Annotated in this window: 14 protein-coding genes; 4 read left to right on the forward strand and 10 right to left on the reverse strand. The window is 37.0% G+C overall.

The genetic code is table 11. From position 1 onward, the window contains the following. Nucleotides 1-141: 141 nt before the first annotated feature. Together ispG and H3T55_RS12855 are read left to right on the forward strand one after the other, a co-directional pair. Entirely contained in the window at nt 142-1,233 is a 1,092-nt protein-coding gene (gene ispG, locus H3T55_RS12850) for a flavodoxin-dependent (E)-4-hydroxy-3-methylbut-2-enyl-diphosphate synthase (protein WP_087642276.1), read from the forward strand. A gap of 102 nt (nt 1,234-1,335) precedes the next feature. Further along, nucleotides 1,336-2,298 (forward strand): phosphoglycerate dehydrogenase, encoded by a 963-nt coding sequence (locus tag H3T55_RS12855; protein ID WP_225534929.1) that lies wholly within the window; start codon nt 1,336-1,338, stop codon nt 2,296-2,298. 73 nt (nt 2,299-2,371) lie between these two features. Here H3T55_RS12855 and H3T55_RS12860 read toward each other — a convergent pair whose 3' ends face one another. Then, nucleotides 2,372-3,310: a glycosyltransferase family 2 protein gene (locus H3T55_RS12860; RefSeq protein WP_225534928.1), complete on the reverse strand. Its 939-nt coding sequence runs from the start codon at nt 3,308-3,310 to the stop codon at nt 2,372-2,374. Between the two features lie 410 nt (nt 3,311-3,720). Between H3T55_RS12860 and H3T55_RS12865 the strand changes: the two genes are divergently transcribed. Next, entirely contained in the window at nt 3,721-5,208 is a 1,488-nt protein-coding gene (locus H3T55_RS12865; protein ID WP_225534927.1) for a helix-turn-helix domain-containing protein, read from the forward strand. A gap of 57 nt (nt 5,209-5,265) precedes the next feature. Here the strand turns inward: H3T55_RS12865 and H3T55_RS12870 are convergent, their stop codons facing one another. From H3T55_RS12870 to nox, 8 genes are all read right to left on the reverse strand, one after another. Next, nucleotides 5,266-5,577 carry a HesB/YadR/YfhF family protein gene (locus H3T55_RS12870; RefSeq protein WP_087642272.1) on the reverse strand — a complete coding sequence of 104 codons (312 nt, stop codon included), beginning with the start codon at nt 5,575-5,577 and terminating at the stop codon, nt 5,266-5,268. 75 nt (nt 5,578-5,652) lie between these two features. Next, nucleotides 5,653-6,318: a potassium channel family protein gene (locus tag H3T55_RS12875; RefSeq protein WP_088271290.1), complete on the reverse strand. Its 666-nt coding sequence runs from the start codon at nt 6,316-6,318 to the stop codon at nt 5,653-5,655. Between the two features lie 153 nt (nt 6,319-6,471). Next, complete coding sequence (locus H3T55_RS12880; RefSeq protein ID WP_087642270.1) at nt 6,472-7,104, reverse strand: response regulator; 633 nt, start codon at nt 7,102-7,104, stop codon at nt 6,472-6,474. 238 nt (nt 7,105-7,342) lie between these two features. Beyond that, nucleotides 7,343-8,407 carry a sensor histidine kinase gene (locus H3T55_RS12885; RefSeq protein WP_087642269.1) on the reverse strand — a complete coding sequence of 355 codons (1,065 nt, stop codon included), beginning with the start codon at nt 8,405-8,407 and terminating at the stop codon, nt 7,343-7,345. After that, nucleotides 8,404-9,135 carry a cell wall-active antibiotics response protein LiaF gene (liaF, locus tag H3T55_RS12890; RefSeq protein ID WP_087642268.1) on the reverse strand — a complete coding sequence of 244 codons (732 nt, stop codon included), beginning with the start codon at nt 9,133-9,135 and terminating at the stop codon, nt 8,404-8,406. Before liaF ends, H3T55_RS12885 begins: the two co-directional genes overlap by 4 nt. Before the next feature lie 296 nt (nt 9,136-9,431). Then, the gene (gene greA, locus H3T55_RS12895; RefSeq protein ID WP_087642267.1) at nt 9,432-9,905 is read right to left on the reverse strand and encodes a transcription elongation factor GreA; all 474 of its coding nucleotides are present in this window, start codon (nt 9,903-9,905) and stop codon (nt 9,432-9,434) included. A gap of 234 nt (nt 9,906-10,139) precedes the next feature. Further along, nucleotides 10,140-11,306: an endolytic transglycosylase MltG gene (gene mltG / locus H3T55_RS12900; protein WP_412523581.1), complete on the reverse strand. Its 1,167-nt coding sequence runs from the start codon at nt 11,304-11,306 to the stop codon at nt 10,140-10,142. A 476-nt stretch (nt 11,307-11,782) separates the two neighbouring features. Further along, nucleotides 11,783-13,120 (reverse strand): H2O-forming NADH oxidase, encoded by a 1,338-nt coding sequence (nox, locus tag H3T55_RS12905; protein WP_225534925.1) that lies wholly within the window; start codon nt 13,118-13,120, stop codon nt 11,783-11,785. 361 nt (nt 13,121-13,481) lie between these two features. Here nox and H3T55_RS12910 point away from each other — a divergent pair, with 361 nt between their 5' ends. Continuing rightward, complete coding sequence (locus tag H3T55_RS12910; protein WP_225534924.1) at nt 13,482-13,985, forward strand: cupin domain-containing protein; 504 nt, start codon at nt 13,482-13,484, stop codon at nt 13,983-13,985. 106 nt (nt 13,986-14,091) lie between these two features. Here H3T55_RS12910 and H3T55_RS12915 read toward each other — a convergent pair whose 3' ends face one another. Then, nucleotides 14,092-14,745 carry an HAD family hydrolase gene (locus tag H3T55_RS12915; protein WP_225534923.1) on the reverse strand — a complete coding sequence of 218 codons (654 nt, stop codon included), beginning with the start codon at nt 14,743-14,745 and terminating at the stop codon, nt 14,092-14,094. Between the last annotated feature and the right edge of the window lie 15 nt (nt 14,746-14,760).

Genomic DNA, 14,760 nt, shown 5'->3' on the forward strand with positions numbered 1-14,760 from the left:
TTTTGATGATGTTAAGAAGAAATCTTAAACTTTTCTTACATTCTCAGATTTATCATTATGTGTTAAGATAGACGTTGAATTATACTTATTGAGGAATTAACAATAAAAAAACTGTACGACAAAATAAGGAGAGAATCTATTATGGGAGAATTGACCCATCGTAAAAATACACGTCCGGTGAAAATCGGCGACTTAACGATTGGCGGAAGTGATGAATTATTTATTCAAAGTATGTGTACAACAAAGACACATGACATTGAAGCAACAGTTGCGCAAATCAAACAATTGGAAGAAGCAGGTTGCCAGATCGTGCGTGTGGCTGTTCCTGATGAAGCAGCAGCGAATGCTTTAGGTGCCATCAAAAGCCAAATCTCGATTCCGTTAGTCGCAGATATTCATTTTGATTATCGTTTAGCACTGAAAGCAATCGAACAAGGCGTAGATAAAATTCGGATCAATCCAGGAAACATCGGTAGAAAAGACCGCGTAGAAAAAGTAGTTACTGCTTGCAAAGCCAAAGGAATCCCTATTAGAATCGGTGTGAATGCTGGTTCTTTAGAAAAGAAATTCTTACAGCAGTATGGCTATCCAACTGCCGAAGCGATGGTTGCAAGTGCTGTAGAACATATCAAAATTCTTGAAGATTTAGACTTTTATGACATTATCGTTTCATTAAAAGCTAGTGACGTGAATTTGGCGATCGAAGCCTATACTTTGGCTGCTCAAACATTTGATTATCCTTTACATTTGGGAATCACTGAAGCTGGAACGAAATTTTCCGGCGGAATGAAATCCGCTGCTGGGCTTGGGGCTTTGCTTTCCCGCGGCATTGGAAATACTTGCCGAGTTTCACTATCTGCAGATCCTGTCGAAGAAATCAAAGTAGCTAAAGAAGTTCTAAAAGCATTTGGTTTAGCAAGTAATGCTGCGACATTGATTTCTTGTCCTACTTGTGGACGTATTGAAATCGACTTGATTCCTATTGCTAATGAAATCGAAGAATATATCGAAAAGATCAAAGCACCGATCAAAGTAGCTGTTTTAGGTTGTGCCGTGAATGGTCCTGGTGAAGCTAGAGAAGCAGATATCGGTATCGCTGGTGGAAATGGTAAAGGAATGTTGTTTAAAAAAGGGAAAATCATCCGTACAGTTCCAGAAGAGATCATGGTTGAAGAGTTGAAAAAAGAAGTAGATCTTCTAGCAGCCGCTTATGCCCGCGGTGAAGAAATCTAATTTGAACCATACTATATTTGAAAGGATTGAACGACTCATAGTTCAATCCTTTTTAGTTTGACTTCGTTTTTTGTTACAATGATGATGCAGGGAGGAATCAAAATGGGACAACCAATTATTTATCTTTTTGAAAAAATGAAGGAAGAACAAGTGGAGGATATTCGAAAGACAGCTGTTGATCATATCGTTGTTGATGCTCACAGAGAAACACCCCAAATAATCAAGGATGATATTGAAATCATGTTAGGCTGGGATAAAGAGTTAGGCCAATATCTTCTGGACTCTGAAACTAGTCGTTTAAAATGGGTACAATCGATTTCAGCAGGTGTTGATTCCTATGATTTAGACCGCTTTGCGGAAAAAGGCATTCTTTTGTCAAACGCAAGCGGTATTCACAGTGTTTCGATTTCAGAACACGTATTAGGTGTTTTATTCGCGGCTTTCCGTGGGATTCGTACAAGCATCATCAACCAGACAAATCGGATATGGAGCCGAGAAAATATTTCCTATAAGCAATTATCTATGCAAAAGATGTTGATCGTCGGCACTGGAAATATCGGTCAACAGCTGGCCTTATTTGCTCAAGGTCTAAATATCCAGCCATATGGTATCAACACATCAGGACATGTCACTCCTGGTTTTATTGAATGCTACTCACAAAAAAACATGCAGCGGATCATCAAAGAAATGGATATCGTTGTAAATATTTTACCGTTAACCGATGAAACCTACCAAATGTACAATGAATCAATGTTTCTTGCGATGAAACCAGGAGCTGTGTTTGTCAATGTGGGCCGTGGACCATCTGTCAACACAACTGACCTGATCGAAGCACTAAAAAACGGTCAGCTGAGTTTTGCTGCTTTAGATGTTTTTGAAGAAGAACCTTTGCCGTCAGACAGCCCTTTATGGACTATGGAAAACGTGCTAGTAACACCTCATATTTCTGGACTCACCCCTCAATTTAAAACAAAGCTGTTAGCTATCTTCAAACAAAATCTGATCCAATTCTTATCAGATGGCACACTAGCTAAAAATGAAATTGCTCTGAGCCAAGGCTACTGAGCACGTCAAAAAGACCAGCCTTAGATTCTCAATGAGATCAAAGCTGGTCTTTTCTGATTACTTTCTAATTCTGTTATTCCTTATTATCTTGTTCTGTTTCCTTCACAAGATAAATCGGGCGTTTTTTCGTTTCCAAAAAAATCTTTCCAATATATTTACCAATGATTCCAAGACAAAGAAGTTGCAGCCCGCCTACAAATAAAATGATACAAACCATAGACGGCCATCCACTAGTTGGGTCACCAATAATGATCGTTCTAAAGAAAATCACCAGCATCGCAATGACTGATCCAGCACAAGAAAGAGCACCTACGTAAGAAGCTAGGTTCAAAGGCATTTCCGAAAAGTTAACGATACCGTCGATGGAATAACTCAATAAACTCCAAAATGACCAAGAAGTAGATCCAGCTACACGTTCACGATTTTCATAAGATAAGTATTCTGTATTAAATCCGACCCAGCTAAAAATCCCTTTTGAAAAGCGATTATATTCTGTCAATTCTAGAATCCCATCTACCATTTGACGCGTCATCAAACGAAAATCTCTGGCACCATCGACCATCTCTGTTTCACCGATTTTATTGACTAAGCGGTAGAACATTCGAGCAAAAAAACTACGAATTGGCGGTTCACCTTCGCGATCACCACGTCTAGTACCAATACAGTCCAATTCTTTATTTGCTTCCAACATTTGAATCATTTGCGGTAATAGTTCAGGCGGATCCTGTAAATCAACATCCATCACAGTAACTAGACTCCCGCGAGCTTCCTTGAGCCCTGCGTACAACCCTGCTTCTTTCCCAAAGTTGCGAGAAAAAGAAAGATAGCGGACTTTATCAGGATGAGCTTTATACAATTTTCTTAATGATTCCAACGTCCCATCTTTTGACCCATCGTTAATAAAAATATATTCAATATCATATTTGATCTGCACGCTGATTTTTTCCACTTCTTCAAAGAATAATGGAATGGATTCCTCTTCATTATAACAAGGAACAACAATCGACAACATAAGCTTTCCTCCAAAAAACATTCTTTTTTGATTATAACATACATCTAACGGTGAGTTACAAAAAAATGGACAGAGATCTTTGTTCCCTTCTGCCTCCAATTTTTTTCTAAAGAAAAATCACCGATCATTAAAAGAAATATTATTGAAATAAATAACCAATATTTTTTAATTAAAACAAAAAAATATAGCCATCAAGATTAGGATAACACCTAATTTACCTAATAACTAAAGGATTAACCTAATTTTAAATAATCATTACATTTTCGTTTCTATTTAATTATATAATTGAAATTTGGTCAAAAAGTGGTTATTATAATACCATAGATTAATTTTTATACATTGAATTTATGTGTTATGAATTTTTATATGATCCTTTTTTCAGAATATTTTAAATAGTAGGGAGACTAAATATGTTAGAAGAAATTTTATTAGATGATTCTGCTCAGCGCAAGCTCATCGTTTTCAATCAGCTCATAGCAACTACAGACGGTACATACAGTGTTCATTATTTTGAACAATTCACTGATTTTTCTTATGCACGTTTAAATTCGATTTTTGCTGATATCCACGACGATCTTTTAGAAAAGCAAAATATCGAATTGTTGAACAAACAAGGCAAAGTCCAGATCGATAATGCTGCTTTACGGGATATTCCCTATCATCAGTTTTTATTCAGGAAGAGCTTGTCTTACCAATTTTTACTAGCAACCATCTTAGAACGTAACTACACTATTGATAATTTCTGTAAAGATCATTATATCAGCCGAGCGTCCATCATCAGAAAACTTCAACCACTTATCCGCTACCTAAAAAGCTTTAACGTCCAACTAAATTGCTCCCAACTTCAATTAAGCGGAGAAGAGAATTTGATCCGTATCGTCTATCTAAACCTCTTTTGGATCGCGTCTTATGGAGAAGATCTTTTTATAGCTTTGGAAGAGCCTAAACGCGGAATGGACTTATTTGACTCAGAAGACCATCAATGGATGACCTATACCGAACCTAGAGAATGGTACTTATTAAAAACCATCTCAAAATTACGGATCAAGAAAAAACATTACATAATAGAACCGCCATTTAAAGAATTGATTTTTCCCGAAGTAAATGCTTCATTTGTCAGAGAGTTACAGCAAATGAACGTACCTTCACATTACATAGAAAGAGAAAAAACCTTTTTATCTTTCATGATGTTCTACTGGAGTATTTATTTTTATGCGGATGACCCTAGAATCCATTATGTGAAAGAATACATGAACAGCGATCATCAGCCCTTTGGAAACCTGATCGAACGATTTGAAGAATTTTATCTTCCACTATGTTCAGAAAAAAAATTATCACCTAATGAACAAGAAATACTAAATATCAATTTTTTCAATTCTTGCCTCAATCATTCTGTAGTAAAGGGATCTTTGCCATTAGCTATCAATTTTATGGAAGATTTCATCAAAGATCAGCAACCTTTATTTGTTCATCTTTCAAAAAAAGTCAGAACATTTTTAACGTCTCTTACATCTGAGCCGGAATTTGCCTGGATCAAAAATAATCTGAATGATTTAGTCTATATCTGTTCTTTTTTCCTACTTCCTTTTTATCAAAGAAGTAACACTAAATATCGTTTAAAAGTTGGAATCATTCTATCACCGAATGCTATTTTTCTGCAGTCACTTTTTGACTTCCTTGAAAAACTATCATTTATCTCCGTTTCATTTGTTACTTCAACTTCTGACGACAACTATGACTTTTACATCGCAACATCGAAACTTTTACTGCCGGATAAGGCGAAGCAAGAAGAAAATTACCAAATCATTCCTTTGTCTCCATTACTGGATTATCAAGTAAATCTGATTGATAATCTACACCAAAAATATACTGAAAAATCTACTGCTTTGATTGCTTAAGTAAACTAAAAAGGAAAGAGTTGCGTGGACCATAACTCTTTCCTTTTTATTTTGATTTTACTGCTGTAAATCTTCTTTATTTTCAGCAAATACATATTTAGGCTCGTCTTTTTCATGATCGTAATCAACTAAGAGATCATATCCTTTAAAAAACCAGTCATCCGTTTCCTCAATGAAATAAGTGATATCATCAATAACCTCTTTCACCATCGGTTGATCTGGTGCTTCAACAGACATCGCAATGGAAAATCCATCATGGACATCTGTTTTCCCATAAATTTTACCGAAAAAGCGAATACCACTATCAGAAGTAACGCCTACTTCATTTTTAAACCATTCTTGTGCTTCTGGTGTAATCGTTAATTTCATCTCTATCTCTCCCCTTTGCTCTCACTTGTTATTCTAGCATAAAGTTTAAGGTTCATAGAATAAAGTGCTTACGTTTTATTGATTCATCTTTTCATCCAATAAATCAACGTCATCTGTTTCGCCTACTACTAATAAATTATCATTTTCCCGAACAATTTCTTCCGCTGCTGGTGAAGCGATCACTTCTGATTTAGAACGTCTGATTGCAACAACGGTCAAACCAAAACGCTGACGAAAGTTTAGATCACCTAGCGTTTTCCCATAAAATTTCGGATTCGACACACGTACTTCTGCCAAGGAAACATCATTCGATAATTCGATATAGTCCAAAATATTTCTGGATACTAGTTTATGAGCAACTCTGATTCCCATATCACGTTCTGGATGAACGACTAAATCGGCACCGATTTTATCCAATACTCTTGCATGATATTCATTGACTGCTTTCGCCAATACATTAGGGACACCCATTTCTTTAACCATTAATGTGACTAAAATACTGGCTTGAATATCTTCACCAATTGCCACTACTACATGATCAAAGTTACGAATACCTAAAGATCGCAGTGTCGTTTCATCTTGGGCATTTGCTACAACTGCATGTGTTGCAATATTCATATATTCATTTACACGATCTTCATTGCTATCAATAGCTAAAACTTCTTGACCAGATTCGATCAGCGTCTGACATATACTCCCGCCAAATCTCCCAAGTCCGATAATTGCAAAATTCTGTTTCATGCTTACTTCTCCTAGTTTCAAATTTAATCTAAGTATATCAAACCAATAGGTAATTGAACAGGAACACCAATCAATCTGATCCTTCTCTATATCTACAAAAAAAGCGAATAAAGCAACCACTATGAGGCGATTTTATCCACTTTCGGTCTTATTCTATTTTGCCAATCCGTGTTGAAACGCGTAAATCGCTGCTTGTGTACGATCTTCGACATCTAATTTTGCTAATATATTCGACACATGCGTTTTTACTGTTTTAAGGGTAATAAATAATTCATCTGCAATTTCTTGATTACTGCGTCCTTTAGCAATCAACATCAAAATTTCATGCTCACGATTCGTCAAGTCTTCATGTAAAACAGGTTCTTGCTTTTTCGTTAAACGCTCCATCATCTTCGTCGTCACTTCCGGCTCTAAAACACGTTCACCTCTAAAAATTTTACGAATCGCATCAGCAATTTCATGCGCTGTCGATGTTTTTAGTAGATAGCCAGCAGCCCCAGCTTCAATTGCAGGATAAACCTTTTCATCATCAATAAAACTGGTTACAATAATGATTCGAGCTTCAGGCCAGTCTTTTAGAATCGCTTTCGTGGATTCAATACCATCCATCTCATCCATAACTAAGTCCATCAGGATCACATCTGGTCTTAACTCTAACGCTTTCTCATAACCGATCCGTCCGTTTTCAGCTTCACCGACGACCTCGATATCATCTTGAATCGATAAATAAGAGGATACACCTAAACGTACCATTTCATGGTCATCCACTAACATTACTTTGATCACTTATACATACCTCCTTAATTTAAAAGCGGAACAAGCCGCTTAACCTTGACAGAAAAATAGGAAAAATGAAATGTGGTGCTTTTTTGCCACAATTCATTTTTATCTTTTTTCCGAAAGGCTGGCTTGTGCAACTGGATAACGATAATAGCGGAACAAGCTCTATTAGTCTCAATTAGAAGAGACGCTTTAGGACTCTCGCAACAAGCATCATTCTTCTAAGAGTGACTTATCTCAATACCTAAATCACAGGCACTTTGATCTCCACACTCGTTCCCTGCCCTTTAAAGCTTATGATTTTAACAGTACCACCCATTCCAGCAACTCGTTCACGAATATTTTTCAAGCCGTAACTTCCAGCTTTATTTCCATTTTCACTCATATCAAATCCAACACCATCGTCAACTAATCTAAGTAAAACATTCTTATCTACCTGATGCAGATAAACTTCTAACTCTTTTGCCTTAGCGTGTCGCAATGTGTTAGACAACAGCTCTTGGACGATTCTGAACAAATGATCTTCAATACTACTGTTGAGATGCACATCTTCTACATCCCAAGTCAGTTCAATTTTTATTTTTGTTTGTAATTCTATTAATAATTGCTCGATCCCTTTACGTAGGCTCTTTCCTTCTAAACTTACTGGACGTAAGTGAAGTAATAATGCCCGCATTTCAGATTGTGAAGCATTGATGACGTCTGTTACTGTCACTAACTGCTTTCGAAACATTTCTGGTGTTTCACTACGTTGGGCCTGCTCGTTTAACGCCGATAACATCATCATTGCAGCAAACAGCTGTTGACTCACAGAATCATGTAATTCCCGCGCCAAACGATGACGTTCTTCTTCCAGAATTTCTTCTTTTGTTTCTCCATCCACCATTTGTGGTCGACTATTCAATAATTGCAATTCTTTTGACATTTCAACTAATTTTTTTCTGATACTTAAAATGTCCTGATCCACCTCCCCGATATATTGATCATTATCGGCATGAGGAACCTTTTTTTCAATCACTGGATTTTCATAGCTGCCTCTGGCAAGTAACCGTAGTTTTTCTTCAATTCTACCATACTGAGCTTTCTGAACAATAGATACGAGTAAAAAAGTCGACAAACCGACCAGCAGGGAAATCAAAAGCATGTGGAAGATCAATGGAATGTAAAAGACTTTTCGCTGAATCAACTCCAGCATCCAGTTTTTTTGTTTGATCGAATAAAAGTATGAAAACAGCGTAAGCAGCACAACAATAAATGTGCTGCAGGCTGCATAAAGAGATAGCATTTGTCGAGACATCCTACCACTCATACACGAATCACCTCGACATCTCCGACCAGCGTATTTGTTATGATTTTCAGACGACGATTATTAGAGTCAAAATCGTTACTGTAGACTTTCAACGATTCATTTTTCAAATGATATTTTTCTTCTTCAAAATTAACACTGCCATAAAAAGTAGAATGCTCCAAGGTTACCGCCACTCCTAGAGGAACTAAAATCCTCGTACGGCCAAAGCCTTTGCGAATAATGATAATACTGTCATCTTTCGGAAGTAAAGTATTCCCTAAGTCAACGATCGTATCACCAGAAATAATATCAATATTGATATCATCCCATTCATAGACATTGCTGCCGATACGTTCATTGGCAAACCAAGGACGCTTAAAACGACGGCCGCCTTTAGGTTCGACATTGGCCGTTTCGACCATGATCATTTGTTTCTTACGCCATGGTGCCCGCTGGGTGATGTCCACTCCTGCGATTTCGACACCTTTTAGCCCGATAAATAAAACACCAATAACTAACATTAGCCAAAATGCCGGACTATTCATTACACCGATCAAAATCAAAATGATTCCTAAAACAAGTTGAAAATTATTAAAATTAGTACGATGAACTTTCTTCATCGCATAGACAACACTTAAAATACCTAAGACCATCAAAACTGCCAGGCCAGGGTTATGTATAATTTGCCACAAAGCAAAAATGAAAAGTAATGATTCAACGACGATAAAAAAGCGCCATGGATTATTCATGAAGATCCCCCCTTCTATGGAACTAGTATAGCTTAATTCCCGTATTAATGTTAGTTGCTAAAGCCCCATTTGGCTATAGGACTTTAGCCCTAATTTTTGAAGAAAACGAGAGGTTGAGCCAAAAAGTCGATCAGGTTCGAACAATTGGTGTAAAAATCGAACAATACACTTTTCGTATTGCTCGATTTTCAGGAAATTGTTGAAGATCTTGACTCTTCTCCACCGTTTATTAAGTTTTAGAGTGCGAAACAAAACTGATTTTTCGTTTTGTTTCGCACTCTCTCAAAGGGTCAAATTTAGCTGACTTTGATAATTTTTACCTGCATATCTCCGCCAGGAGTAGCGATCGCTACTTGATCTTCTAATCTTTTACCGATCAATGCTTGAGCAATCGGTGAATCATTGGAAATTTTCCCAGAAAACGGATCTGCTTCTGCACTTCCAACGATCGTATATTCTTCTTCTTCACCATCCGGTAACTCAATAAACGTCACCGTTTTTCCGATAGAAACTTCGTCAGAATCAACGCCATCATTATCGATGATTTGAGCAAAACGGATCATGTTTTCTAAAGTTGTGATGCGCCCTTCTACAAAGGCTTGTTCATCTTTAGCTGATTCATATTCTGAGTTTTCAGATAGATCTCCAAAGCTTCTTGCGATCTTTATACGTTCAACGATTTCTTTTCGTTTAACTGTCTTTAATTCTTCTAATTCTTGTTCTAATTTTTCTTTTCCTTCAAGTGTCATAGGAAATACTTTTTCTGCCATGTTGAATTCTCCTTCTTAATCTACTACTATGGTTTATTTGAGTCTTTTTTGAAATTCCGTATTCAATCCACAAAAGAGTACCACGCTTTAAGCAAATTGTAAATAATATTCGCTTATTTTTTTATGGTAATTCGATCCAATCTTCCAGTTCTCTTTTACAGCTTGATGGGAAAGCGAAACGAGCCCCGCCTATGTTCTAGGTTGGCTCGTAATTAAGATACGCACGTTTAACTATTATTCACTTTTTTCAGTGTCAGTATTGTTTACATATTTTTCTACATATTCCTGATGCTCTTCATATGTCTCAGCAAAATATACATTTCCTGTTGAAATATCTGCCACAAAATACAGGTAATTATTCGGTGTTGGATTCAATACAGCATTGATTGCCTGCTCACTTGGACTGTCTAATGGTCCTGGTCCATAACCAGTATTTTTGTATAAGTTATATGGTGAATCGACTTCTAAGTCTTGATATGTCACTAATTCTTTATGTTCTCCTAGAGCATATAAAATAGAGATATCGGACTGCAGCGGCATATTTGCTGAAATTCTATTGAAGAAAACCTGCGCAATTTTTTTGCGGTCGTCTTCTTTGACACCCTCTTTTTCAACCAGGGATGCTAATGTCAAGACTTGCTGGATCGTCATTCCTTTTGCATGCACCATCGGAAGATACCCTTCCATCACACTGTTGGTTTTTGCAATCATTTGCTCTACAAAATCTTCGATCTTCGAATCTTTATAGTAATCATACGTTGCTGGGAACAAATAGCCTTCCAAACGATAGCGAACATCTGCTGCTTCTCCAGCACTTCCTAGTAATTCTGGATACTTCTGATTCATCGCATCGAAAAATTCTTGCTTCTTCATCAATTCGATAAATTGATCCTTTTTGAAGTCTGTATTTTTCTCGATGGCATCTCCGATCTTGTCGATATCAAAACCTTCCGGGATCGTCACCTTGCCGTCTGCCAGTTGTGTTGGTTCTGCGGTGCCACCTTCTCTTAAAAGTGCTCCGATTTCATCAAGTGTCATATCCGGCGACATTTGATAGTAACCAGCTTGAAAGTCAGTCAGATTTTTGAATTTTGCATAATAATTGAATACCATGCCACTTTTGATGACTTTGCTTTCTTCGAGTATATTCGCGATCTTCTTATTAGAAGAGTCTTCAGGGATGTGAACCTGCACAAGTTTGGAATCCTTTTTGTTCAATGGCTCCAAGCCTGTTGTGACATATTTATAAAACGTAAAACCGAAAATCGCAATCACTAAAAGCAAGACTGAGGCTACGATCAACACGATCCGCCCTACGATTCGATCTTCTTTTTTCCTTGTACGTTTTTTTGATTTTTCATCCTGAGATTGTGCTAAATCTGTTGATTTCGATTGATCGATTCGCTTTGGTTGTTCCGAACTTCTTGAGCCGACAGGTTCGATCTCTGGTACGCTAGTTGGCTCCTCTGTATGATTATTATGTTGCTCTGTATGTTCAGTCTTATGATATTCTGCTTCATTATGCTGTGGTTGATTAGCGTTAGGATCAAAGGAAGCTGAATCATCATTACCGATCTCTTCGCCGCGTAAAGAACGTAGCACTTGATCTTTGAATGAAGAGTTGGAATGATCTTGATTATTTTGGTTATCTTCTGCCAAAACAAATCCTCCTTACTTTCTATGTATCGTCTTTAACTTTTACCATTATACATGAAAGCTTTTTAAATTTAAACTTTTTTAGAGAAAAGTCACCAACTTGTAAGATTTGCTTGAACTTTTTTTATTCAAAAAATGAGACTAAGGTACAACTCTATGAGTCGTCCTTAGTCTCTTTAAATGCCTGTAAACATTCGGTTCAAAGCTTTCTGATCAGATAACTACTCAGCGCTGAGAGCAGCCATCGTAATGTAGTTATATGGTTGATTAAAATGCGGTAAGAAAAAGATATCTAAGAGTTTTAATTTGTCGATAGTCACTTTTTCTTCGATCGCCAAGGAGAACATATGAATCCCCATCGAGATGTCTTCGTAAGAGGCCATTTGAGCGCCAACGATCCTACGAGACTCTTCTTCATAAACGATTCTGATTTTCACAGAGTTGTTTTCTTTCATGAAGCCTGGTTTTTGTAAATCTTCAAATTCTGTATGTTTGACTTTCAATCCTAGTTTTTCTGATTCCTGCACAGTCAAACCAGTCGAAACCATATGATAGCCAAAAATAGAAATACCATTTGAGCCTTGAACACCGATCGATTCCAGCGCTGTTCCGCCGACATTATGCGCAGCAACGATACCTGAACGGACAGCATTTGTTGCAAGCGCGATATAGGTCGTTTGTTGAACTGCATTAGAGAAGATCGTTGAACAATCACCTACGGCATAAACATCAGGATCACTTGTTTGTTGGTGAAGGTCTACTAGATATGCACCATTAGTAAACAATTCTAAGTGGTCTTTGCCTAATCCATTATTTGGTCTAAAACCAATTGCATTGATCACTAAATCAACAGCATATTCTCCTTTGTCCGTCACAAGTGTTTCGACGTGATCACTGCCTTTGTATTCTTTCGCTAATTCATTATAATGAAGCTCGATCCCATTATCTGCCAACACTTTATCCATGTCTTCTGTGAACCATTTATCATAGTAATTTGGCAAACATCTTTCAGCTGCATCAAATAATAACACATTTTTCCCACGGCGTTTCGCTGCTTCGGCGATCTCAACTCCGATATAGCCTGCACCGATCACTGCCACTGTTTTGACTTCTGCTTTAGCCATTGCTGCATCAACGGTTTGTCCATCTTGGAAAAGTTTGAGAAATTCTACATTTTTTAGATTTCTTCCAGGAATATCCGGATTGATCGGTGCTGAACCTGTTGCTAAAATCAACTTGTCATAGGATTCTGTTAGTTCTGTTCCATCGTGTTTTTTGCAATAAACGATTTTTTTGTCAAAATCGATCCGCTCAACTGTTGTCTCCATATAGATTTTAGCGCCTTTTGCTTCAAAAGCTTCTTTATTCGTATAAAAAAGATTTTCGTATGATTCAATTTGACGTCCGACCCAAAGTGCTGTCCCACACCCTAGGTAGCTAAGATTCGTATTTCGATCGATCATAACAACTTCTTGGTCTGGGTAATTATCCAACAACGTGTTTGCTGCAGCGATACCTGCGTGATTTGCACCGACGATAACTGTTTTTAATTTGCTCATAAGACTCTCCTTTAAATGTGATTTATTGAACTTAATTATAACCGAAGAAAAGGCTTTCTTTTTTTCAATTTATCGGCGTTTGGCTAAAATATTTGAGAATATTTAATTTTTTTCATCAAAAACTCAGAATTCAAGACTGATTTATAAATAAATATCGTTATAATAGAAGTAGATGGAATACAAAAAAATGACTACTCGCGTAGAAACTATGTCGATTTCCTTACCACTAAATATTTACATTATTTATAAAAAAGGAAACGAGGCACCACTTTCAAGCAACCATACGATGATGTTTCATGATAAGATTGAATCATCAATCATACTATAAAATTTGATCAAAAAAGAAAGCTGGAGGTATTTTATGAAAAAAGATCAACAGTATTGGATCGAACAACTACAATTAGAACCTCATTCAGAAGGAGGCTATTTCAAACAAGTATTAAGTAGTGATCAATCGCTTCAAACATCTGAAAAAGTAGTTAGACCCTATTATACAAGTATTTATTTTCTTTTAACGAGTGAAAATCCGTCGCATTTTCATCGGTTGAAATCTGATGAAGTCTGGTACTATCACGCGGGTTCACCCCTTAGTATCCATTTGCTTTACCCCGATGGTCACTATGAAATCATTCGATTAGGAAATGATTTGGAAGCTGGAGAGGTATTACAAGCTGTTGTTCCTAAAAATGTGATTTTTGGTTCGACTGTTGACACTGATCAAGCATTTGCTTTAGTTAGTTGTATGGTTTCACCTGGATTTGATTATCAGGACTTTGAATTGTTTACGAAAAAACAGCTTTTATCTTCATATCCGGAACATGAAAAGGTTATTGACCGTCTAGCTTATGATCATTTACCTGATTAAAAAAAAGTGCTTGGGACATAACTTTCCTAGTTATGTCTCAAGCTCTTCATAATCGAATAAACGGCCGGGACAGAAGTGATCACTTCTGTCCCGGCCTCTTCTTTTTCTATTTTTCTAAAATAATGTTTGCTATTTCTTTCGGAGTTGCTGCAAGGTAATCTGCTCCTGCAGTTGTTAGCTCGTCCTGATCTCCAAAACCGTATAAGACGCCTACGCTAGCCAATTGATTTTCCTTCGCTCCAATGATATCGTGACTTCGATCACCGATCATCAGTGCTTTTTCTAATGAAGTAACCTTTGCAGATGACAAGGCGTAACGTATCACGTCCCCTTTTTTGGAACGATCGCCATCTAAACTTGCGCCATAGATACCCTCAAAATAGGTGTCCAAATCGAAATGAGCTAAAATTTGTTTTGCATACACTTCTGGTTTGGATGTAGCAATATACAACTGACAACCAGCTGTCTTCAAGTCATCCAGTAGTGCTGTTATACCCTCATATACATGGTTTTCATACATTCCCTTGTCTTGATAATTTTCGCGATAGTAGTTCACTGCCTGATCAATAGCTGATCCATTCAATTGATACAGCTTACGAAATGAATCATTCAGTGGTGGTCCAATAAATGAATAGAGCTGCTCCTTATTTGGAACAGGTAAGTTCATTTTTTCTAATGCATAACTCACAGAATTAATGATTCCTTCACCTGAATCTGTGATCGTTCCATCTAAATCAAATAAAATCGTCGTGTACTTCATAGCAAAACTCACTTT

This window comes from Enterococcus sp. S22(2020), assembly GCF_020295385.1.
Lineage (GTDB): Bacteria > Bacillota > Bacilli > Lactobacillales > Enterococcaceae > Enterococcus_L > Enterococcus_L dunnyi.